21 protein-coding genes are annotated in these 23,965 nt (G+C 38.4%); 8 read left to right on the forward strand and 13 right to left on the reverse strand.

The genetic code is table 11. The features are described from left to right. Positions 1–5: 5 nt before the first annotated feature. From AB657_RS05780 to AB657_RS05790, 3 genes are read left to right on the forward strand one after another with little or no spacing between them, the layout of a single operon-like run. Complete coding sequence (locus AB657_RS05780; RefSeq protein WP_047245626.1) at positions 6–1,271, forward strand: hypothetical protein; 1,266 nt, start codon at positions 6–8, stop codon at positions 1,269–1,271. Between the two features lies 1 nt (position 1,272). Next, positions 1,273–2,196, forward strand: a complete 924-nt coding sequence (locus tag AB657_RS05785; RefSeq protein ID WP_047245627.1) for a hypothetical protein — start codon at positions 1,273–1,275, stop codon at positions 2,194–2,196. After that, on the forward strand, positions 2,193–2,546 hold the full coding sequence (locus AB657_RS05790) for a hypothetical protein (RefSeq protein WP_047245628.1): 354 nt from the start codon (positions 2,193–2,195) through the stop codon (positions 2,544–2,546). Before AB657_RS05785 ends, AB657_RS05790 begins: the two co-directional genes overlap by 4 nt. 184 nt (positions 2,547–2,730) lie before the next feature. Here the strand turns inward: AB657_RS05790 and AB657_RS05795 are convergent, their stop codons facing one another. From AB657_RS05795 to AB657_RS05815, 5 genes are read right to left on the reverse strand one after another with little or no spacing between them, the layout of a single operon-like run. Further along, positions 2,731–3,987, reverse strand: a complete 1,257-nt coding sequence (locus tag AB657_RS05795) for a hypothetical protein (protein ID WP_047245629.1) — start codon at positions 3,985–3,987, stop codon at positions 2,731–2,733. Positions 3,988–3,990: 3 nt separating this feature from the next. Next, on the reverse strand, positions 3,991–5,154 hold the full coding sequence (locus tag AB657_RS05800) for a hypothetical protein (protein ID WP_157491597.1): 1,164 nt from the start codon (positions 5,152–5,154) through the stop codon (positions 3,991–3,993). Positions 5,155–5,161: 7 nt separating this feature from the next. Continuing rightward, the gene (locus AB657_RS05805) at positions 5,162–6,196 is read right to left on the reverse strand and encodes a hypothetical protein (RefSeq protein ID WP_047245631.1); all 1,035 of its coding nucleotides are present in this window, start codon (positions 6,194–6,196) and stop codon (positions 5,162–5,164) included. A 3-nt stretch (positions 6,197–6,199) separates the two neighbouring features. Beyond that, entirely contained in the window at positions 6,200–7,207 is a 1,008-nt protein-coding gene (locus AB657_RS05810; RefSeq protein WP_047245632.1) for a hypothetical protein, read from the reverse strand. An 18-nt stretch (positions 7,208–7,225) separates the two neighbouring features. After that, on the reverse strand, positions 7,226–7,762 hold the full coding sequence (locus AB657_RS05815; RefSeq protein ID WP_157491599.1) for a hypothetical protein: 537 nt from the start codon (positions 7,760–7,762) through the stop codon (positions 7,226–7,228). A gap of 235 nt (positions 7,763–7,997) precedes the next feature. On the opposite strand from AB657_RS05815, the gene AB657_RS05820 reads away from it, so the two are divergent. From AB657_RS05820 to AB657_RS05835, 4 genes are all read left to right on the forward strand, one after another. Further along, a complete protein-coding gene (locus tag AB657_RS05820) occupies positions 7,998–9,752 on the forward strand; it encodes a tetratricopeptide repeat-containing sensor histidine kinase (RefSeq protein WP_198146877.1) in 1,755 nt (584 codons plus the stop codon). Between the two features lie 7 nt (positions 9,753–9,759). Continuing rightward, positions 9,760–10,506 (forward strand): LytR/AlgR family response regulator transcription factor, encoded by a 747-nt coding sequence (locus AB657_RS05825; RefSeq protein ID WP_047245635.1) that lies wholly within the window; start codon positions 9,760–9,762, stop codon positions 10,504–10,506. Between the two features lie 77 nt (positions 10,507–10,583). Further along, positions 10,584–13,478 carry a sensor histidine kinase gene (locus AB657_RS05830; protein ID WP_047245636.1) on the forward strand — a complete coding sequence of 965 codons (2,895 nt, stop codon included), beginning with the start codon at positions 10,584–10,586 and terminating at the stop codon, positions 13,476–13,478. Between the two features lie 2 nt (positions 13,479–13,480). Then, complete coding sequence (locus tag AB657_RS05835) at positions 13,481–14,233, forward strand: LytR/AlgR family response regulator transcription factor (RefSeq protein ID WP_047245637.1); 753 nt, start codon at positions 13,481–13,483, stop codon at positions 14,231–14,233. A 53-nt stretch (positions 14,234–14,286) separates the two neighbouring features. On the opposite strand, the gene AB657_RS05840 is transcribed toward AB657_RS05835, so the two are convergent. Next, positions 14,287–15,456 carry a hypothetical protein gene (locus tag AB657_RS05840; RefSeq protein ID WP_157491601.1) on the reverse strand — a complete coding sequence of 390 codons (1,170 nt, stop codon included), beginning with the start codon at positions 15,454–15,456 and terminating at the stop codon, positions 14,287–14,289. 204 nt (positions 15,457–15,660) lie between these two features. On the opposite strand from AB657_RS05840, the gene AB657_RS05845 reads away from it, so the two are divergent. After that, complete coding sequence (locus tag AB657_RS05845; RefSeq protein ID WP_047245639.1) at positions 15,661–17,328, forward strand: cadherin repeat domain-containing protein; 1,668 nt, start codon at positions 15,661–15,663, stop codon at positions 17,326–17,328. Positions 17,329–17,600: 272 nt separating this feature from the next. On the opposite strand, the gene AB657_RS17945 is transcribed toward AB657_RS05845, so the two are convergent. From AB657_RS17945 to AB657_RS05875, 7 genes are all read right to left on the reverse strand, one after another. Further along, on the reverse strand, positions 17,601–17,756 hold the full coding sequence (locus AB657_RS17945; protein ID WP_157491603.1) for a hypothetical protein: 156 nt from the start codon (positions 17,754–17,756) through the stop codon (positions 17,601–17,603). Positions 17,757–17,930: 174 nt separating this feature from the next. Beyond that, positions 17,931–18,419: a hypothetical protein gene (locus AB657_RS05850; RefSeq protein ID WP_047245640.1), complete on the reverse strand. Its 489-nt coding sequence runs from the start codon at positions 18,417–18,419 to the stop codon at positions 17,931–17,933. Between the two features lie 265 nt (positions 18,420–18,684). After that, positions 18,685–19,053, reverse strand: a complete 369-nt coding sequence (locus tag AB657_RS05855) for a VOC family protein (RefSeq protein ID WP_047245641.1) — start codon at positions 19,051–19,053, stop codon at positions 18,685–18,687. Positions 19,054–19,433: 380 nt separating this feature from the next. After that, complete coding sequence (locus tag AB657_RS05860; protein WP_047245642.1) at positions 19,434–20,558, reverse strand: DUF6920 family protein; 1,125 nt, start codon at positions 20,556–20,558, stop codon at positions 19,434–19,436. A 26-nt stretch (positions 20,559–20,584) separates the two neighbouring features. Further along, a complete protein-coding gene (locus tag AB657_RS05865; protein WP_052958638.1) occupies positions 20,585–22,078 on the reverse strand; it encodes an amidohydrolase family protein in 1,494 nt (497 codons plus the stop codon). Positions 22,079–22,288: 210 nt separating this feature from the next. Continuing rightward, positions 22,289–22,852 carry a CPBP family glutamic-type intramembrane protease gene (locus AB657_RS05870; protein WP_157491605.1) on the reverse strand — a complete coding sequence of 188 codons (564 nt, stop codon included), beginning with the start codon at positions 22,850–22,852 and terminating at the stop codon, positions 22,289–22,291. 296 nt (positions 22,853–23,148) lie between these two features. After that, positions 23,149–23,811, reverse strand: a complete 663-nt coding sequence (locus AB657_RS05875) for an NAD-dependent epimerase/dehydratase family protein (RefSeq protein WP_047245644.1) — start codon at positions 23,809–23,811, stop codon at positions 23,149–23,151. Positions 23,812–23,965 lie beyond the last annotated feature (154 nt).

Here is a 23,965-nt window from a genome sequence, read left to right on the forward strand (position 1 = left end):
AAACCATGGGATTATTAAAAAGCATAGCTCAATTAAAACCGACCAAAAAACCCGAACCATTAAAAGCGGTAAAAACCATTGAAGATGAAAAAGTGACCTATCACAAAGACGGACTTGAATCTTCTAAATCGTGTCAAGGGCAACCTGAAAACTTAAAGATCAACCTAGAGGCCATCTACTATAAGTTCGAAAATAAATGTAAGGTAGAAGAGCTTGACCAAATTAGGCTTAAACAACCGTACATGACCGAGCTAAAGGGAAAAAAAACTATTCTATTAAACAAAGAAGAAGAGCTAAAACGGGAAACAGAACGGCTTGAAAAAGTTGAAGATAAAATAGATGGATTAAAAAACGATATCGTAAATGTGAGGAGAAACCCACATGATTACGGTATTCCCGCAGACCGTAGATCATCTACAAAGTTTTGGATAGGCCTTGTGTTGTTATTGTTTCTAACCCTATACACCTTCATTTTTTATATTTCGACCTCATTTTCGGCCTTCTTTAGAACTTTTGATCCTTCAACACAGCTCTTTAGTGGTATGTTTTATCCTCAGGCTCTTCAAGAAGCCTATGATGGGGGCTGGTTGGAGTTAGGGTTTATCCTATTTATTCCTTTCGTATTTTTTGGATTAGGCTACCTCATTCATATGTTTTGGCATAAGCCGACAACAGTTAATATAATAAAGGTAATCATGCTTTTTATCACCACCTTTATTTTCGATGCCTTATTGGCCTATCTCATCGACGAAAAACTGTACAACCTGAACAAAACTTTCGAAGACCCGGATTTTTCAGTCTCCTTAGCTCTTAATAGCCCAAGTTTTTGGGTCATCATCTTTGCAGGTTTCGTCTCGTATGTGATTTGGGGACTAGTTTTCGATTTTGTTATGAAAGAGCATGCCGACAGGGACAAAATTCAAAATTTCATTAACTCGCTAGAACAAGATATAAATAACCTTTTAGGCCGTGCCGAAAAGCACAAGGAAGTGATTATAGCTATCGAAAAGGTAAAGGATGACCTTAATATAAGGTGTACCGAACTGGAGAACATTATCGAAGGTTTTATTTTGCCTATTAGAAATTACAAAGCCCTCTCCTCTGAATATTTGCAAGGATGGTTGGAAAGTATCACCAGGCACGTAGTCTTGGGTCCTGAGGAAACCAAAGCGTATCTACACGAATGTCGTAAGGTATATGACAACCATATAAAAGAACTCGATTTAGATACAGACACTTATCAAAACAAAGTATATACCAAAACCCTCTAAAATGAAATTTTCAATTAAAATAGCAATTGCCTTGTCCCTTCTATTAGGTACCACGGGATGCAAACGAGACGTTAAGGAAAAACTACCTGAAGTTGATCCTCCTGCCACCTCTGTAACCGGAGATTGCCTAGGACATATCTTGAAAAACAAAGAAAACAACCTGAACATAAGTGTATTTCTAGATTTGTCGGATAGAATTACAGAAGCAAAAACCATCCAAAAAGACACCCAATACCTTAAAAGTATTGCCAAGGCCTTCACCGATCATGTAAAAACTAAAAAACTTATTCTGTTACAAGACCGGATACAGCTTTACTTTAATCCCGAACCTGCGAATGAAGGAATCAATTCCATTGCTGAAAAGCTCCATATAGAATTCAACAGAAACACGCCAAAATCAAGGATCGAAGAAACCAATAGGCTGTATGCTGAAGAGCCCATCAAACTATATGGATTGGCCCAAGCCGATGCTAAACAGGCTAAAGATTACCCAGGTTCGGATATTTGGCGATTTTTTAAGGATAATGTGAAGGATTATACGATCAGTACCTGCCATCGCAACATATTGGTGATTTTAACCGATGGTTATATGTACCATAAAGATACCCAAATGAAAGAAGGGAACAAAAGCTCTTATCTGACCCCAAAATCTTTGGGGGCATTGCGACTGAACAAGTCCGATTATAAAAAGACCATACAAGAAAAGGGCTATGGTTTTATACCTGCCAACGACGGGCTGGAAGATTTGGAGGTATTGGTGATTGGGGTCCAAAGCGCCAATACCGGCAATCCGTATTCCATAGATATTATTAGGGAATATTGGACCAATTGGTTTGAAGCCATGGGAATAAAAAAATACAAAATTCAAAATGCCGATTTAGCTTCAAGTGTAGAAAAAGTAATCTTAGGTTTTATAAATTCATGAAAAAGGTAATTCTCTTGGGAGCACTTCTATTCGCCATTGGTATAAAAGCTCAATCGTCTTGTTCAGACCTGATGGCAATGGTTAAATCAGAAGGTTATGGGTCCACTTATTACAGTTATGATAGTGATGCTATTTCGAAAGTCACATTTTACGAAGTGTCCGATGATAGCTTCAACAGATACTATTTCGCCATTGTACAGTTTACGAGTTCGTACAAAGAGTATATTTATCAAGTAGGCTCCAGAACAAAATTCAATTATTCAATGGATTACATGAACAGTGCGGGCGAAGCCTTTTGGAATTATATTCAGCCCTATAATGAGAATCTAAATTGTGCTCCTAATTTTTAAATGGTGGTACACTCCGTAATTTAGTTCTTCTCATAGATTGCAATATTAAATTTATATTGCACAGAGAAATACATGCACATGATAGCTATAGTATCCTAGAATACTGTAGCTATCGTTGTATTTAAAAACTATATTTCAAAATGAATACATGGGCATAAATAAATACTTCTATTCTCGGCAAAAATTAATCGGTCCCCTTATACGTCAGGTTTTGGAGATTTATTTCTCCAATTTTTGAAGTCAGCCCAGCATCGGAATACAGTTCCATCATAGGATCTAGTAAATGATAAGTGTATTTTGGCGCATAAATCGTGGGGTTCTCGGGTCGGAACCCTTCATAAACGACCTTTACTTTTACTACCATTTGTGGGTTCTTTGTTTTATCGTTTATCAAAGCTTCGGCCGCGGCCGGATCTATTTTAAAGAGCACCTCAGCATTTATATGCTCTACCTGTTGTGTTTTATTCAATATTTGCTGCCCATAAGGTGTCTTGGGAAGAAACTCAAAAAAATAATTATCCCTCGTACTTCCAAAATCCATACTATAACTAGACCTCCTTTTGGTGGGCAGTTGCACCCAAAATCCATTTTTGTCGAAATCATAGGATCCTTTAAACTCCAGCGGAACAACAAATTGAAAATCTTCCGTAGCGTCCTCAAAAAATGTTTGGGTCCATTGCAGTATTTTATCCAGATACTTTTCTACAAATGCCACATATTTTTCATTCTCGGTAAAATCATCGGCATATTGCCCTCCCCATTTAGATACAATGGGAGCATTACCGGTACCGTTGCGATCATTCATAAAATATTCCTTTTTCAAGGCATCCGTGCCCATTAAAAATGCAAAATTCATTAGGTATCCCTGTGCCATATTGGATTTTACCTCTTCTTCTACCAAGGGTTTACTAAGGGGGGTGAGGGCCGTTCTGTCCATTACCTTAAAATGATCCTTTAGGGTATGCATTCGTGCCAATAACAAAAAAGCATTATAACCCATTTTCATTTTTACTCTTTTCTCATTGACCTCGGGAGTCTGTACGGGCATTTTCGGATTGTTGGGCATGGTATAAAAATCACAGGAACCGAATCTTGGGAGCCCCTTAAATTTTTGAACATAAATATCATGAAACGCCGGATCTGGCGATTTATACACCAAATAATCCGATTCGTTAAAAGTGGTCGTCGATTGCGCTACGGTAGTAGGCGGTACCACTATATTCTCATCGGTTTTGACGGTTCCCAATTCCTTTGCCCCCTCCTCTTTCTTTGTTGTACCCTTGTTTCCGGTAAAAATATCATCTACCTCTTTATTGGCTTTCTCGGTAAGTTTTTCTTCAGCTTGCTGTTTCAGCTTTTTAAAAAACTGGGCATTGACCCGGGGTGCCATTATAAAGAACAACATTCCCATTACCACCATAATTGTACGACTGCTTCCCATCGATCAGTTTTTAAGATTTGTACTATTAATATCTACCTCTCCCATTTTGTCCGTAAGTGCCACATCTTTATAAATTTCAATGATCGGACTCTCCAGTTCATATTCCCAAATTACGGAGGTTGTATTGTTGGGCTTGGGGTTTACCAGCACCTTGAACACTACATATACCGGTGACCTTGGAATTAATTTGTAAGTCTTCGCCTTATCGGCATCCATGGGCAGGAATATTTTTTTGCGCTGGTGCCTTATTGCTTTTTCGTTCTCGGTGTAGGGCAAAAAATTGGACTGGTGTAGTATGAAGTCCCCTCCGATGGAAAATAGATTGCCTATCCAATACCCTTTTTCCTTAAAATCATATTTTTCGGCCACCATCCCCTTTGCCACATAATAGGCGACTTCGCTACCATTGGTATAAAACGTTTGGCTCCATTTTTTAAGGGTGTCGAAATATTCCTTTACAAAGGTGGTGTAGCTACGGTTCTGGGCAAATTCATTTGTAGACGTACCTCCCCAATATGAAACGCTTATCCGCTCCCCTGACGGATGGTAAAAATTACAGGGCGATGCTGCTTCGAAATCACAAAAATAGTCTTTCAGTCTATCGTCGGATAGCGTTTCCCCGGCAAGAATCCTTACAAGATTCTGGGCAAATTCTGAATTCTTTTTGCTTAGGTCCCCTGTTGAGTTTTGATTTTTAACAAGCTTTGAACGATCCATATCGTTGAACGTTTCCTCTAAAAACCGCATCTCTAAAAGAGCCTTATACGCCTTATTGGTAATAAGTTTATGTGTATTTCTCTTGAAATGTAGCTCTCCGTATCTGGGCAATCCCTTATAGGCCTGTATTACGACCTCCCTAAAATCTTTAGACGGTGCCTTGAACCTTATTACCTCTTGGTCTTGAAGACTTGGGTCTACCTTTTTGGCCATTGTTTGTGTTGGTGTTGTTTTGGTATCGGTCCCTGTTTTTACATTATCGTTTACGGTAGTTTCCGTTTCCCCGTTTAAAAGTTGGTCCGATTTTTCACCAGCGGCCTCCACCACCCTATCCTCTACATTCTTTTTTAATTTTTTTAAAAACTGACCATGCACGGCGCTTGGTACCATGAAGCCCGTTATGGCAAAAAGTAGTACAAAACGTATTTTTATATTTTCAATTTTCATCATTCTTCTATTATCTGGTTTTGGCCTCCATGGTGTTTATATCAATTTCGCCCACCCTATGGGTAAGTGCATCATCGGTATAAATTTCAATAACCGAACTGTTAAGGGTAAAGGTGGTCTTTAGCTGGTCGGCCCTATAGTTTTCCAATCCGTTCAGCTGCCCCGTGACGTCAAAAACCAAAAACAGGTATTGATATTTTTCCGAAAAGTTCTCCGCTTTTTCAGGCGACATTTTTAAGAGGATGGAGGCACCATTGGGGTGCATTAATTTTCTTTGGGACGAATTGGCCGGCTGCAAACCATACCACTTTAACAAAAAGCCTTGATTATAAAATTGATGTGTCATCAACCAAAACCCTTCGGCCTTAAAATCATATTTTCCCAGATGGGTCCGGGTTACATAATAACCATCAAGAGTATTGTCTGGAAGCAACGTACTTCCCCATTTTACGATCTTGGGCAAATCGTTCTTGGCAAAAGAAGTGAAGGCCCTTAGTTGCTGAAACTCGGTGGCTCCCCTGCCGCCCCAAGGCCGTATGTTCCTTGGCTCGTTATAATATCCTTTTTGCGGAAATCTAGATGTACAATCTGAACCTTCTTTTTGATTACAGAAATAACTCATTGCGTGCTCATTGGTAGTGAGTGCATTAGCAAGGGCCAACGTATGTTGCTGGGCGGTATGTGACATGATATCTTTTTCGAACATTGTATTGGTTCGTTCGGTAAAATAATCCTTGTCCATAGCCGCGAACATCTCTTCTTTAAACCTGATCTTTAAAAGTTCTACAAAAGCATGTCTGCTGGCATTGTTATGACTAAATCGCTTGTCCATAGCTACGTACGATGCTTCGCTCGCCTTTACATAACTGCCATCGGATCTAACATAATACTCATCTTGTACGCCAAACCGCAATTTACCATTATGGGTCTGTAGCGACAGATCTATAAAATTTGACGAAGGGGCTTCATACACCATTTCCTTTCCTTGCCCCCTTACCGAAAAAGAGACTATAAACGATATTAGAATAATGAGGAACTGTTTCATAGTTTAATTGGTTAGGTCTGCCAGAGACAAAGTTTTAAAATGTTGTGTCAGTGCCTCGTCCGTATAGATTTCTAAATCGGCACTTTCGTGCGAATAATTAAATTCTATGGCCTTGGAGGGAGACTCCATGGGCTTGTTAGACCGTTGTAACTTTATTTTTTTTACGGCATACAAGCGTTTTATGCCTTCTTTTTGAAATCGTTCTGCCGTTTGTTCATCCATAGAAAGAAAAAATTCAATGTTCTTGTTCCTATCTATCGAGTTTTGAAGTGCCTCCTCGAACGGTTTCACCGGTTTAAAGACCACTTGTCTTCCAATGCCTTGTTTTACGGAAAAAATATTGTTGAGAATTAAAGAATGGTATGCGGTATATCCTTTTTTATCAAAATCATAATTACTGCCAATGTTCAGCATAGAAACGTGGTAACCGACCAGTTCATCGCCCTCCATTACATTTTTGCTCCAATCTAAAAGTGGATCTAAACAGTTATCTACAAAAGATGTATAATTACGAAGCCGTTCAAATTCATTTTTGCCTTGGTTGGCATTCTTACATTCATCTGCCAAGCATAGGTTAGGTGCCACCTGACTCCGTAAAAATCGCTGTAAGAAGGCGGAATTGGATTCCTTTTCGGTCATATTGGAGGTCAATGTGGTCAAACGCTCCCGATCCAGATCTTCCATAAACGGTCGTAAATATTTTAAGCTGACCAATAGCGAAAGATTACTTTTGCCGGTGGTTACGAGCTTGTTTTTATCATTACCCACAGGATTTTTGCCCCCACGAACCGGTCTAACCGTTCGCATCCCCTGTCTTATACCTCCAGTTTGTTCTCGATACATATTCGGAACCCCAAAACGTGGCAAGCCCTTATGGGCCTGTAATGTGATGGAAGCAAACTTATCGGAAGGTGATTGGTAAACCACCATCTCTTTATCATCTATAGACTGTGCTTTACCAGAAAGCACTCCCAAAAAACACAAAACAATCAACAAACATGCCCTTACCATAACTTTCCCTTTATATTTTTAATCCCAAGTAATGGTCCCATCCATGGTTAAAATGGTATCATCGTCGGTGTTGATTACCGTAGTACCATCGAAAGTGACGCTCTTGCCCTCAAAATCAATTGCGAATCCGTCGCCACAGGCAGTAAAAAAGTTTAGATAGGGAGAGGAACAAGCATGCCTGTACTCTTCACCATCTTTTACGATGGTCATGGAAATACTTTTGTCGATATCAGCCGAACCTCCGGTAGAAAAATCTGCCGCTACGATAACAAATCCGTTTTGGTCATCCTCATAAACAAGTTCATTATCGACCACAGAAATATTCTCCGACAAGAGTATAACAGATTTATCCGTTCCCGTAAGGGAGGCATTTGCAACCTCAATATTTACAACGGTTAACGAGGTACCCAATTCCGAGGTCTCAGATCCTGACAATGTAATATTGCCCTGTACCTCGCTGGAAACAACTTCCTCTTCGGTATTATCGTCCGCCCCACAACCAAAAACGAGAAAGAAGGCTGAACAGTACAGTAAAATTTTAATATTGTTTTTCATTTGATTAAATAAATCATATGGTTTAGTTATACCTAAACTATCCATTACAACTGGTTAGCACCATACACAATTATTCTACGTATCCATTTGCCATTTTACCGTAGTAATTGTTCAAATATTCGTAAACATGGGTATAACAGCCGATTAATCGAACAAAAAGTTTAAATTTGAATATAACCAACCGCATAGCATGCCCCGACCAACTAAAAACAAGTATTGTATAATACTTATCTGTTTGGTACATTTTTTTGGTGCCTCACAGCAAAACAAGCTAGACTCTTTAAAGAACGAGCTACAAGCACACGCCTTAAAAGATACCATTAGAGTTGGTCTGCTTATTAAGCTGGCCAGTGAAATGACCTATTCTGAACCCAACCAAGGGTTTTCTTTGATAGAAGAGGCCCTTACTATTTCAAAAAAAAATAAATGGCTTAAAGGTGAGGCTTTGGCCCAGCGCCAAAAAGGGAATTTGTATTACGTTTTAGCGGATAACTTAAATGCTTTGGACGCCTACCAACAGGCTTTGGTACTCAGTAAAAAAATAACGGACAAACAACTAGAATCAAGCATTTTAAGCAACCTTGGAAATATACATGCAGATTTAAAAGAATACGACCAGGCCCTAGAAAATTACCATGCCTATCTAGAAACGTCACAGGCAATGGGCAACAGAGCGGAAGAAATCAAGGCACTTTCCAATATCGCCATTATCTACAACGATACTGAAAATTTTAAAGAGGGTGTATCTTACTTGAAAAAAGCATTGGAATTGGCCAAACTAGAGAAAAACAATCTATTTGTGGCCGCCATCACCAATAACTTGGCCTTGGCCCAAAAAAAACAAGATAAGCCCCAGAAGGCATTGGAAAACTACCAAAAGGCCGCAGACTTGGCACAAATAATCGGCAATAAATACATCGAGGCCTCAGCATTGAACAGTATTGGTGAAATAAATGCGCTTTTACAAAATTATGCCGTTGCCGAGACCTATGCCGACCGCGCCCTTTCTATCTCCAAAGAAATCGGGGCCGTGGAGTGGCAGGCAGATTCGTGGAAAGTACTTAGCAGTGCTTATGAAAACAAAGGGGAAACGGCCGGAGCCCTCAATGCCTACAAAGAATATGTTACCCTAAGGGACAGTGTTTTGAGCGAAGAGAAAAAATCGGAATTGACCCGTAAGGAAATGCAGTTTCAGATGGAGCGCCAGCAAGCGGTGGCCAACGAAGAGATCAAACGGCAGCAACTGGTGAAAAATATCTATTTGATCGGGGCCATTTTATTAGTGTTACTGGCCGTCTTGGGTTATTATATTTACAAGCGTAGACGCGATGAGCTAGAAAAAAAGAAAACCGCCGAATTCAATGCCAAGGTATCGGAGACGGAACTTAAGGCCCTGCGCTCACAAATGAACCCCCATTTTATTTTTAACTCGCTCAACTCCATCAGCGATTTTATTTCCAAAAACGATATTCAACAGGCAGATGACTACCTGGTCAAATTCTCTCGGCTGACACGGGCAATTCTAGAAAACTCAGAGAAAAAATCGATTCCCTTAAACGAGGACCTTGAACTGATGGAACTATATATGCAGATAGAGGCCATACGTCTAGAAAACAAATTGCACCATAAAATTACGATCGACCAAGATATTGAACCCAACAATACGTTGGTTCCACCACTAATATTACAACCCTTTATAGAAAATAGTATTTGGCATGGTATTGCCCCAAAAAACGGAGATGGCCACATAGATATTAAAATTAAAAAAGAGGGCGATATGCTAAAATATGTGGTGGATGACAACGGTGTAGGGCAACCCAAAAAGAATATGAGTGAGAAAAAATCGAACGGATCTTACGGCATTAAGATCACCAAAAGCCGAATTGATATTCTGAGCCATCTAAAAAACAAAAAGGGATCTATTAATTTGATGGATAAACCAGAAGGGGTACGCGTGGAAATAACACTTCCCTTAGAACTTCAATTTTAAGAACAGCATGTTAAAAGCATTGATCGTTGATGATGAGCAACACTGTATAGATCGCCTAGAGCGGTTGTTAGAATCCAGTACCTACAACATACAAATTGTAGGTTATTGTAAAACAATTGATGAGGCAAAAAAGGAAATTGTCAAAAATACCCCAGATATTCTGTTCTTGGACGTACAACTGGGAAACGAGACCGGTTTTGATCTCTTGTCGCAATTAAACAGTATAGATTTTGAAGTGATTTTCACCACTTCTTATGACAAATATGCGTTAAAGGCCATTAAATTCTCTGCCCTGGACTATCTGTTAAAACCAATAGATAATACAGAGCTTGACAATGCCCTACAAAAGTTACGGCAACAAAGAAGCCTGAAAGAAGCTTCAAAAAAAATAGATGTCCTATTTCATAATTTCAAAGAGAGCAACGCATCCTCTAAAAGAATAGCGATACCTACCGTAGAAGGTTTTTCGATGATGGATACCAAAGAGATCATCAGGTTTCAATCCGATACGAACTACACCCATATATATACTTTATCCCAAAAAAAGATAACCGCCTCAAAAACCATCAAGTATTTTGAGGAAATACTAGACGAAAACATGTTTTTTAGAGTCCATAAATCGCACCTTGTCAACTTAGACTATATAAAAACCTACACCAAAGGCAAAGGAGGTTACATAACCTTGTCCGACAAAACTAAAATTGAAGTCGCTGTAAGAAGAAAAGACGAGTTATTACAAAAACTACGGGCCTAGATCACCATTTAGAAAAGAACTACTCGCATTAAGAAAAAAATGTATCGCTGTTTTTAGGATTGATTTATGTTTGCAATATGCTCAAAAAAGTGATTTTTGTAGTACTCACGGTGCTCTGTTCTTCTTTGGCCTGTGCACAGCTTCCGGTAACACTTCATCTTACAGAAAAAGATGGGCTTCCGGACCTGGAATGCTATAAAATAATCCAAGATCAAGATGATTATATCTGGCTTGCGAGTAACTCGGGACTTTATAGATACAATGGGGAAGTCTTTTCAGAATATAAAATAACCGATCAAAAAGGACGATCTGTTTTTGGGGTTTCCGAAGATGAACAAGGTACCATTTGGTGCAATAATCTGCACGGTCAAATTCTATATACCCCCAAAGGACAAGATCTAAAGCTTTTCAAAGACCTAAACCCTACCTTAAAAGGACATTTGGCCCAGTTGCACCATATGCAAAATAACCTCATCGTTATTTGGGAGGGCGGAATTCTAAGTATTGACAAGAGTACGGCCAACACCACTTTTAAATACACTATGGATATTCTCTACTCACAAGTGGTCGATGGCAAACTCTATTTCATAACCCTTACCGGGGATATCTATAAGCTCGTTGAAAATGAATTATTGGCGTTGCATAAATCTAAACCCGTACAAAATATCCGAAATCCTTATTTCATTAAAATCGACGATCGGTTGGCCATCAGTTATCTGGTAAACGGGGAACGAAAAATTAACATTATAGACGAATCGCATGGCCTACTGCCCCACCCTGGTTTTGATGCCATAGCAGATGCAAAAATAAACCAGATTCGGTATCTAGAAGATGAACTTTGGTTTGCCACGAACCATGGTATTTTTATCTACCGGAAAAATAAAGAAAAATATTTGTTGGAAGAGCAACTGTTGGCTCCCTATTTTGTAACAAGTCTTTTGAAGGACAAAGATGATAATTACTGGATCTCTACTTTAAGGAACGGTGTTTTTTTGATTCCGAATATCACCTTAAAAAAGATGCATCTAGATGGGCTGCAAGGAAGTATATCATCTATCATCGGGGCCAAATCGTATTTGGTCTTGGCCACTACGAAAGGGGAAATTGTTCTGATGGACCAACAAAGTAAAAAAATTACCGATACCTTTAGTTTACCCAAACAAAATGCGATCGGTAAAATATTCTACGACCCGTTTACACACACGGTGATCATTAGTATAAATGGCGAGGAATCATACAAATTGGACCTAGAGACCAAAAAATTGTTCCCTTTATATAAAAAATACAATGTCTGTAAAGATTTGGCTTTTATAAACGAATCTAAAAGCATCTATCTTACGTACAACAAAGCCGTTTTGTACGAACAACCAAGGTACGGTGCCCTTAACGCAAAAACTATTTTAACAAAACGGCCCTACTCGGTCGTATATGACCATGATTCAAAAAACAGCTACATCGCCTATATCGATGAACTAATCCAGTACGATAGTATATGGAACCCCACACCTATTACCTATAAAGACCGCTCTTTATATTTGTCTAACCTGGAACAGACCACAAACGGCATTGTCTGGGGCACCAGCAATGAACATGGGTTAATAGGTATTAAAAACAAAAAGGTCGTAAAAAAGTACGGAACAAATAGTGGATTGTTGAGTACCAACATACAAAACCTGAAAAGCGATGGCAACATATTATGGATTACTTCACAAAAAGGAATTCAAAGAATAGATACAGATACAGACTCCATAAAAAGTATTACCCAAAGAGACGGTATACCCAATAACCTAGGTGACCTTGAAATAACCGAAGACCATATTTTTGCATCATCGGAAAAAAGCCTGCTGATCTTAAACAAAAAGGAACGCTCAACTTTTAAGCAATTTAAAGTACCGAAAGTATATTTCACCAACATTAAACTCAACAAAAGAGACACACTTATACATAGTTCTTACAAATTGCCCTACCATATAAATGCAGTAAGTTTTGGCTTTCATGCCAACACGTTTAGAAGCCCTGAGTTTGTATCTTACGAATACCAATTAAAAGGTTTGGACACCACTTGGCAGGTTACCAATAAATCGCAAGTAACATACGAAAGTTTGCCTCCGGGCAATTATAAATTTAACATAAGACCAATATCTTCGAACAAAAAAGGAGAAACCTTATCAATATCCTTGGTTATTACCAGACCTTTTTGGCAAACTTGGTGGTTTCGGTCATTAAGTGTTATCATAATCGGTTTATCGGCGTGGATGTTCTACAGGGGCAAAATGAAAAAAAACGAAAGGGAAAAACAAAAAGAACTCGCCGATTTGATCAAGGACAAAAGGTTGACCAACCTTAAACTAGAAATCTTAAGATCGCAAATGAACCCCCATTTTATGTTCAATGCCCTAAACTCCATTCAACTGTACATTGTTAACAATGAAAAACACCTCGCCCGCACCTACTTGGTAAAGTTTTCTAGGTTGATACGAATCTATTTAGAACACGGACAAAAAAACGAGGTATCACTTGCGGAAGAACTAGAAGCCCTAAAACTATACCTACAATTAGAAAAAATACGTTTTGAAGAAAAACTCGACTTTTCTATAACCGTTTCGCCAGAAATTGATGTTCACCAAATTAAGGTTCCGTCCATTTTTATACAGCCCTATGTCGAAAATTCGATCAAACATGGTCTAAGAGGAGATTCTAACCAAAACAAACTGACTATTTGCTTTGACCTTGCCCCCCTATCGAACGAACTTGTATGTACCATAAAGGACAACGGTATCGGGATCAACGCATCTATGGCACAAAAACAAAAAACAGAACACAAACCATTTGCCAGCAAGGCAAATATGGAACGCATAGAACTTTATAACCTAAAGCGGAACAAAAAGATCCGTTTAGAAGTTATGGATCTAAAGGTACTGGGCCAACAGGGCACATTGGTAACTATTAACATTCCTCTACAAAAACATTGATCATGAAAGCCATTGTAATAGATGACGAAGAAAAAGCAAGGGACCTATTGTTTCATTTATTGAAAGAGTACTGTCCACAGATCCACCAAATAAGTCTTGCAAAAGATCTATTCGAAGGGGTGGAAAAAATAAAAAAAGAACGGCCCGACATAGTTTTTTTGGATATTGAAATGCCACAGGCCTCGGGGCTGGAACTGCTTGATCATTACACAGACGAGGTAAACTTCCAAATTATATTTACCACGGCCTATAGCTCGTACGCCGTTGATGCCTTTAAGTTGAACGCTATAGACTATTTATTAAAACCAATAGATTCCGATGAGTTGAAAGTGGCCGTCGAAAAAGCGGAGGTACTCGCCAATAGCGAGGCTATACATAGCAAAATAGAACATCTACGAACATCGTTGAAGATGATCAGTCTAAATAAAATTGCACTGGAAGTACCCAAAGGAATTTTATTTGTCTCATACAACGACATACTTTATTTTGAGGCGGATGGCATGTACACTACCGTATATATGAAGAAAGAGGGCAATAAGACCATTTGCAAACCACTCAAGTTTTTTGCAGAACAATTAGCGGATAACAACCTATTTTTTAAATGTCACAGATCATATCTGATCAACTTAAAATATGTTGAGGAGTTGGTTCGCGAAGATGGTGATTACCTGTTAATGGAGAACAAAAAGAGAATTCCGGTATCAAAAAGCAAGAAAGAAGAATTTATAAGTGTTGTCAGAGAAACATTCTGGTAAAACAAAAGCGACCAAAAAAAGGTCGCTTTTATATGCTATATCTATAGTTTTGATCAGTTTTTGTATTTAAAGGCCTCTTCGTTTTTTACATAGTAAATACGTTGGTCGTTCATAAGCATATAGCTTTTTCCATAACCGCTACCGTTATATTTCTGTGCGATAAAAAAGCCTTCTCGCTTGTAATTGCCGTCGGGTGTTTTCATCACAGCGATCAATTTTAACTCCCTTCTCAAGGGTACCCCCGTTAGGGCATGGGTAATAATATTCCAATCGTTTGATTGTATGTAGGCATACACGGGTTGTTCTTTCCATTTGTAATAAGCCGCCCTTTCTTTAATGAACTTTAGACCGTCGGCCTCTATACCCACATCTTTCATACCCCGGGCCGGTAAGGCAGGAGCATTGGCCAAGCTTTGTTCTTTAAGGTGCAACTGCAACATATCAAAGACCTCGACACTACGTTTTTTTACATATTCGGGGGTCTGTAACAAATTCTGAATATGTTCCAAGTCTCTACCCATTAATAAATACTGGTCGCCCCCTACCCATTCATTGCCCAATTCTTGGCCCTTTATGGGCACAACCGGTGGAGCAACGATCAGTACATCTTTTTCAATAGCATAGGCCCGTTTCATTTTCATGGCCTCGGGCCCCGCAAAATTAGCGAACTCTATAATAAAGGTTCCACGGTCGACCAGCTCTCTATACTCCTCCAGAATCACAAAATGGTTCTTGGCCTCGTCCGACAAATGCATGGTACCACTATATGCCTTAGGATCATATTCCAACGAAAAACCACCGTAGGCATACAATGGAAATTCGGAAAAATGGTTTCCTACTTGATCGAACATAACCGCAGATAGGTAATAAGTTCCCGATAACCCTTTTTCATCTGTAAAATCTTTTTTATAGACCGGCCAGGCCTTTACCTTGTTTCTATTGTATACAAATGGGTATGGCTCCGTAATTTCATAAAGGTTTATCGTTGCCTCTTCTGCCTCCTCGGTATCTGCCGCTTCATTAGTAGTACTATTTTCATAAGTACCCTCATGACCCGAAACCGGTTGCGAAGAAGTTTTGGAGGATGTTTCCGGATCGTCTTTATCCATTTTTTTGTTTAACTCTTTCTTTGCGACATTCTTTAGTTTTTTCATGAACTGGGCCTCTGCCGATTGATACCCTAACATCACGCCTGCACAAAGCAGTAAATAAATTCTCTTCATTATTAAATTGGTTTGTTGTTGCCACAAAAAAAAAGATAGTCCTATATACAAGGTTCAAAACTTTTCTAAACCCCGTGATTTTTTTTCTGAACAGAAAACAGCGAAAAGGCTTAGAAAAAAAAAACGCCATTTAAGAAAGAACCGGATTATATAACGGCCCTACCGATATAGTTTTGAACTCCCAAAAAATTAATAATACCAATTATGAAAAACACAAATCTTTTACTGATCTACGCATTGACCTTCGGGTCTCTAATTTCATCATGTTCCAAAGATGATGATAGCTCCACCGACGAAACGATTGAGGAGCAAACCACGGTATCCATCACCACAGAGGACATTTCGATTGAAATGGACGAGATCACCGAAATTGATAACGAAGAAGAGTTGCCCCTTGATCTAGCCGAACTTACGGATTACATTACCATTGAGAACGGTGCAGATGTGTCGCCCACGTTTTCTATAAAATCACAGTCCGTAGACGGGGCCTTCTCCATAGAGAACGGAGTATTGGTGCTTAACGATAAATCTGTATTGGATTATGAAACAAATCCGGAATTTACGGCCGTGATAACAGTGAGTGTCGGTGACGAATCTAAAGATTTCAACATAACCCTTACCCTAAACGATGTACTCGAATCCGTTTGGGCCATAGGCCCCATAGAGATCGGTATGTACGAAAACCCGGATGCCGATGAACACTTGCTCACGATAGCACTTGGCGACTATGACGAAGAGCTATATGGAGAACCTACCATTACATTGAGCGAACAAAGTCACGAAGGTGCCTTGCGTGTAGAGGGCAGAGAGCTTTATGTAAACGACGCCAGTATATTTGATTATGAGACCAACCCTCTTATTACCTCAAAGTTTACCGTCACCGATGGTCATGGAACATCCTTGGAAAACACCATTACCATTTCACTAATAGACGTTGACGAGGTTAGTTGGACGGCAGAGAACCTGACATTGACCATAAATGAACATCCAAATAGCGGAACGGTTATTGGTAACATTGCCCCAAACACAAATGACCCTGATATCGTGTTTTCTTATTCCATTTCACAAATTACGACCGATTTATTGGCTATAGACACCAATGGTGATGTTATTGTGAACCATGGTTACCTGATGGATTATGAAACGGGGGCCAAGACAGCTAACGTAACTATTTCTGACAACCAAGGCCATACCCAAGACATTACAATATTAGTACAACTGAACAACATACAAGAAAGTTCATGGGGTTTTAATACGAGTATCGGCACGAACATTTCTATGGACGAAAACCGTAATACTTCGTCCCCTATTGCCGATATAACCCAATATTTGGAAGATTACCATGAAGGCATGCATGGGGCACTTTCCTACACCGTATACAGCGAATCGGTTTCTGGTGCTTTCAGTGTAACCAATGCTGGTATGCTAGAGGTAAGCGATGCCTCTTTATTCGATTACGAAACAAACCCTACCCTCAACGTGACCGTAAGGGCCACGGATGAAAAAGGAACTTCTAGGGATATATCATTGGTAGTTAGTCTAAACGATCTAAGTGAACTTTCTATGCCCAACAAAAGCGTAACCCTAGGCAGTGGCTTTTCTCCTGGCGACATTGCTTTTACCGCCGAGGTATACCTAGACGGAGTCAGGGTACAAGGAGCCGATCTGTACAGCAATTATGTCGTCAACTTTAGTGACTATAAGATTAACGGCGTAGATACGGCCAGTTCAATTATAGAGCTCAACGCGTCGGGGCAAATAGTATTGCTCAATGTTCTAGGATCTATGGATCATTTTACCACAACCATGAACGTTACATCTGCCAGTAACCCAAACCTAACAACTTCCGCCAATATTTTGATTCGTTTCTAAACTTGGACCCAGAGGTTGTAAGTAACATATAAAACCCTATTGGGATAAAAACGTAACGAATAGGCCCATATCCAGCATCGGATGTGGGCCTTTTTCAATGGTCCTTTTATTTTTGCATATACCGGTCAAATACACCAAAGAGTACTTACATACTTTTGTAAAACAATGATATGATAAAAGCCGAATCTATTTGGCCCATATTAGGTGCTATTAAACTTGGAAAATCTCGGATAAGCAATAAATCTTACTAAACTACCAATGATATTCCTGTATTATTCGCCCTTTTTTTTACCACAGATAAACTCCATACCAAATAGCAATACCATGATCACCCACAGCAATTGTAGGTACATAAGGGATAAAGTATCCAAACCGACATTGATTGAAAGATCCCTGATATTATTGTCAGGTTCTCTTGTTGTGGCCATAAGTCAAATATACGGATCGCTATAAAATTAGCTCCCGTTATAATCCCTAATGCGGCACCCAACCTGTTGGTTATAAAATATATGATATAAAAAAACAGTCTATAGAGCCGGAGTTAAAATAGTATATAAAAGTGATTAGCCTTCAATTTAATTCGAACAACTTTTAACAACAACTTATTTATCAGGTAATATCATTTCTTTAAAAGCTTTCCATTTTACCTTATCTCCACTTATTTCATATGATTTAGAATTCTTAAAAAGAACAGTAATACCCCCGATTCCCGCACCTAAGGTCGCTCCTAATAAAGCTCCAGCACCAGCTCCTTCCCCAACTGAATACGCAAAAAAAGTGGCATTCGGATCCGCAGTGGCGGCTCCTAAAACTGCCATTGATGTGGCTCCTGTTGCCGCACCGACAAGAATATTGTTTCCTGCAGAACGTTTTGTTCTAATTGAGCCAATATTACTAACAGGAATTTCAAAAAACACCTCTTTTCTATATAATTGAAGTGATGTTTCGGTAATTGAATATATTTTTCCCCTACCTACCTTTTTACCTTCTAAATCATAAACCCGTACAAAGACATTAGTATTTTCGAATTCATTTTGAGCATAAATACCGGTACTTAAAATCAGGGTGATCGCAAGAACTACACTTTTCATAACATATTATTTTAGATATAAGCGTAGTGGGGAGGATACACCTTCTGCTACAGCTACGGACAAGTATACGTATTGCCGGTTTGATCTGTGCACGAAGCCAAAGCTTATTGTTTAGGCCTATTTTGTCTTGGCAAAAGCTGAATTTGAATATTCGCTCTCGATTAATTTACAATTTAGTGAATATAGAGATACGCAGAAAACATTTAATGCTGTTCTAAAGTCCGTATTACATACAGCCATGGTTGTATGTTTTTTACTTTCTTGTTCAGTTTGGGGAATGCAGACCAATTTTGTTTCCTTCCGAGTCAATAAATATGGCATAATAACCGCTTTCATCTGCATGAAGTGATTTTGGGACCATAATTTTCCCGCCATTTTTCTCTACCCTATCAAGAATTATTTGAAGATTGTCCCCTCCATTTAAATAGATGGTAACTCCATCAGCCGAAGGTCTGTACCCCTCTGCCTTTACTATGACCCCTGTAACCATTTGTCCTTCGTACGGAAATATGCCCATTTGCATATCAGGAAATTCCATTTTTTCAATGTTGATGTTCAAAATGGCGCAATAAAAATCGACCGCCCGTGAAATTTCTGTTGCAGGAATTTCAAAAATTGAAATAAAACTCTTCATAGCCCTTTTTTTGTTTGGTTCTAAAAAATATACCGCCGTACGGTTTTTGAAACGTTTTGACGTTTATAGACTAAAATACATAAGCAAAGTATAACTTTACTTTATAATATCGTCATTTTTAGATGTGCCGTGTAAGTTAACAACACAAACATGAAGTATTTACAAGGTAAAAAATGGTAAAAAAGAGATGCTATGTTTACTTGCAAATAGGTCTTTTACGAAAGCCGCCAACGTTTCTAAATAAAGCATGTTAAAAGAGGTTCTGACCCATAAACAAGTTTCTATCCTTTATCGTTATGAAAGCAGTTGATTTCGAAACATTAAAATTTTTGTTAGCACAAACTTCGTACAAGTCCATTTCTAGGATCCTATTGTCTCGCCTATTTTTTATATCCATTTTTGGCCACTGGTATTTTTTTCACGTTGTATCGAATGTCCTTTATTTTTAATTTTAACCAAGTCCATTCACCCTTCTCGAGCCCCCATTTTGCTTCGCACTCAACGGGTATTGTTACTCCATTAATTTTTTCGGTTTTGGTTGCGGTTACGGTCCATTCGGTAGGTTCGGCATCGTTTGAATCTTGGTAACGCATTGCTACGAATTTTTCAAAATTTCCGTCTTTATCAAAATAAAATTCACCAGAACCTTTTGTTCCTTTATACTCCATTGTTGCCCTTGCCGTATAGTCATCTATAGTCTCCCATTTTATATACTGACTCAATGAGGCTGAGGGAAACCACACGATTTCCGCCAAATATCGCTGTAAGGTTGCTTGATTTACCTTTTCGTCATTTTTTGCGTTTGCAACCGTAATAAGTGATAAAAGTTTAATGATCATCTCACCTTTACCATCTTCAAACTTGTCTCTACCCACCACACTCAATATTGAGTTCATTTCGGTATTAACGTTCCAATTGAATGCTGGGGGTTGAACGGTAAAATACTGTTCTGCAGTACCCTTGTTAAAAGATGATTGTTCTGGTTTTAATTTGAGTTCTAGGCTTTGCGTCAAATGGACATTATAAATTAATTCTCTTCCGACCATTCCGTTATTCATCAACCATTTTTGAACAATTGGTGGTAAATATACCAATGCTTTTTCGGTAACAATCTCTTGGTTCTTTAGTTGTGCATTCTTAAATAGAGCTATTCTTTCTTTTTTGATTTTCTCATTAAACCCGAAACTTGCATATCCGATAATTGCCGCCAATAAAATAAGGATGTTTGCAATTGTGCCAAATTTTGCGTCGGACCAATAGTTAAAAATCAGTACCTGCGATAAAATTACACCTATAAAACCGCTTAACCACCAATAATCGGCATGTAAAAGGATCAAGATTACTGTAATAACAAAAAGTAAAAATGTAAACAACCAAAATACACCGTAGGTTTTTGAGATCGGTTGTGAAATTGCATTAAACTCAGATACCCCAAATGCCTTAAAAAATCCAAATAAATGGATAATTGCGTGTATTCCAATTAATATAGTTAAACCTATTCGCATTGTTTATAAACTTTGTTCTCTGGTCGTTAGTCTTTGACCCCTAGGTCTCCTCTATGTATGACTTCGCCTCCTACAACAACTTTTTCTATGGAATTATAAGCTTCAATTTCTTTTAACGGATTTTTAGACATAATAACCATATTAGCTTTTTTGCCCGTTTTTAAGGAGCCAATAGAGGCATCTAAATGAAAAGCTTTTGCATTATTTATTGTAGCGGACGAAAGAATTTTATTTAATGGAACGCCTGCTTCTTTCATTAATTTGAGTTCCCAATATCCATTATAACCAGGTTGGTTTCCATAAGTTGGTGCCGATGGGGTATCTGTGCCAAATAAAATGAACCCGTCGTTGTCCGAAAGGTATTTTAGTGCCTGCATCGCATGTGCTTGAATATTTCCATAGATACCGTGTACCATCTCTACGTCGAATTCACTAAAAAGTTCTTTGGCAAACCATTGTCCTTCCTCCGTCTTATACCATTCAAGTAGTTTATTTGGTACAACCTTTTTTAATTCGGGCAAGTTTAGAAAGGCATCATCCGCCAAAGCCTCTTCACCGGCAATAACCGTTAACGTAGGTGTGTAGCCTATTTGTTTTTGAATTTGCAAATCCAACGTTTCTTTTATGGGCAAGGGAAGAGAATCTCTAGGTGCATCCTTATATTCTTCCCAGTTCCACAAACCATGTGCTATAACATCTACCCCCACATCGGCCAAAAAGGAGTGGGCTTCAAGAGAATTACCATGAACAGTTAAAACAAGTTCATTTGAACGAGACTCCTCTAGTAGTTCTTTCATAATACTTTTGGTAGGCACAGGTAATTTGGGCATTCCCCTAAAACCGGATTCATAATACGACTTTACGGCAATGGCCCCAGATTTTTTAATTCGCTCAACAACTGCTTTGGGCGTATGGTCGGCAGGATCAAATTTATCTGGAATGTTGTTTGCTTCACTTTCAATGAAAATGAAATTGGGTGTTGTTTCAAATCTATTTTCTTCGGGGGCAAAATTCATTGGATAACCATTAGCAACGGATGCCCCTGAGTAGCCTGTATGATATAGATCGGGTTTATAGGGGCCTTGATCAAAAGATGTTATCTGCTCTTTTGATATGCCCCCAAGATTTATAAGCGTTGTAAAGCCATAGTATAAATAGCTTTTTGGCATTTGGCTGTTAAATTCTTTCGTTAGCTCAGGGTACTTTTCCATATGATGAGGGAGCATTCCTTGTACCTCTGTAATATGTACATGGTTATCTATCAACCCTGAAACTACAAACTTTCCGGTTCCATCAATTTTTTCAAATTTTCCGCTAATAGGTGGTTCGTTTTCTCCTATGTAAACTATTTTGTCCTTTTCCGCTACTAGGTGACCAATATATGGACTATAGTTTCCATCTTCTGTGGTGATTATTGAAACATTGGAAATGTGGAGTCCCTCTCTTAGGTTTAAGTTTTCTGTTTTCTTTTGGCAAGATAGTGCCAGTAAGGTAACAAATAGTACTAAAGACTTGTTCATGAAGGTTTTTCTTTAAAAGAACATAATGGTTGGCTATGAACAATACGGAAACAAACCAGCGTTTTTTCTGTTATTCACACGACGAAATCTTTTTGTTTTGCTTTTATTGTCCCGAACAAAATCCTTTGAATTTTGCTACCTTATAAAAATACGCAAATCTTTCGATAAATTACACAGTAAAGTATTGACTGTAAGCGCTTTTAATATATGTTAGGATGCAAACAACAAGGGGAACGAAAAGAGCGCGTTATTTAAAACATGTAAACCAATGGCCATTACCATTCCATATTTAAATCGGGCATAACTAAAGACCAATCCGCCCAACAAATGTGAAATAACCATAAAAGGAACATACGGCAACATAGAAACCCTCAAATCGTAGTTGCTCATATGTAAGAAAGCAAAAGCGAATAGCAAAGAGTAAAAAACGATCAGTCTGTTACTTTTCCAGAATTCCGCCATTCTATTCACAATTTGATCCTTTAACACCAAGGCCAATAACAAAACTGCCATACCGGCAATACAAAGAGAAGTGTACCATTGTAATTGCAGTATTAATTTTGACATCATGTAAGCAATACCAGAAAACATGATAAGAAAGTTGATTTTTGAAAACCTTAAACCCAGTCTAAATGTAAGCTCTTCTATAATCGGAACTATTAATGCCGTTAAAATAAATTTTTGGGTTCCAGAAAAGGTATCTACCTCAAAGTTATTAGAAACGGCAGGTATCATTATTTTGTCCAACAAATCAATTAGAACGGTTATACCCAAGTATAAAACTTTTATTACGAGCAGCACTAAAAACAATCTGATTAAAATGCGGGTCGATTCTTTAAATGTTTTTTTTTCTTGTTCAGCAAATCCAGTTTTAGCTAAAATCAAGATGTTTTTAAGTATTGCCAAAAGTCTTTCTAATATGTTACAACGGTGAATATATAAAAAGTAGGCAGTTTTTAAGCACTAAACTTATGGTTATGCACCAACTTTGATGCACGGCCAACCTTTTAATTCATCCTTGAATTTCCTATTGTACATTGGAGTTGATGCGGAGGTATGTGCAGTAATTCTTATAACTCGGATACCATATTAATATCGGCACCTTCAAGATGTTTCAACGATTGTGGACGATTGTATAAATTGATCATGGCAAGTCCTATTTTTGAAGTTGTGGTAACCGATTTCATTCTTTTTAACAAAGGAAAAATTGGTTTAGTGACAACATATAAAAAATGGTACAATTTGGTTTTAGATCTAACGCCACGTTCAGGCAGAATAGCTCCCGGCCTAAAGGCGTAAGCGTCTTTAAAACCCTTGTTCAAAATCATATTTTCGGTTTTGCCCTTTACGTTAGCCCACATGGTTTTTCCCTGCTCCGTACTATCGGTTCCTGCACCGGAAACATAAGTAAAAAGCATATTCGGATTTGCGCTATAGGCGGTATTTACAAGAGCCTCCGAAATTGTATATGTTAGTTTGTAATAGGCTTCCTCGCTTATACCTGCCGATGATACGCCCATACAATGAAAACAAGCATCATAATTTTTAAAACTTTCTTTAATGCTACTAAAATCGGTAAAATCCTTATGTATAATTTCCTTTATTTTAGGATTCGAAATACCAACGGGGTTTCTGTTTACGAGGAGAATGGTGTCCACTCTTTCATCGTCTATACATTCCAGTAGAACACCCTTGCCGACCATACCCGTAGATCCTGTTATAATAACCTTCATGATTTTAATTTATATTTCTGTATTCAGAAGATGAGCCCCGTTTATGTTTTAAACACTTTGCTAAAATACTTCGGATACTCAAAACCAACATTGATAACGGTCTGAAACAAACGTATAAAACAGGCTTATGTAATAGCCCGATCCGGTTTAGAAC

Source organism: Maribacter thermophilus (genome assembly GCF_001020565.1).
Classification (GTDB): Bacteria; Bacteroidota; Bacteroidia; order Flavobacteriales; family Flavobacteriaceae; genus Maribacter; species Maribacter thermophilus.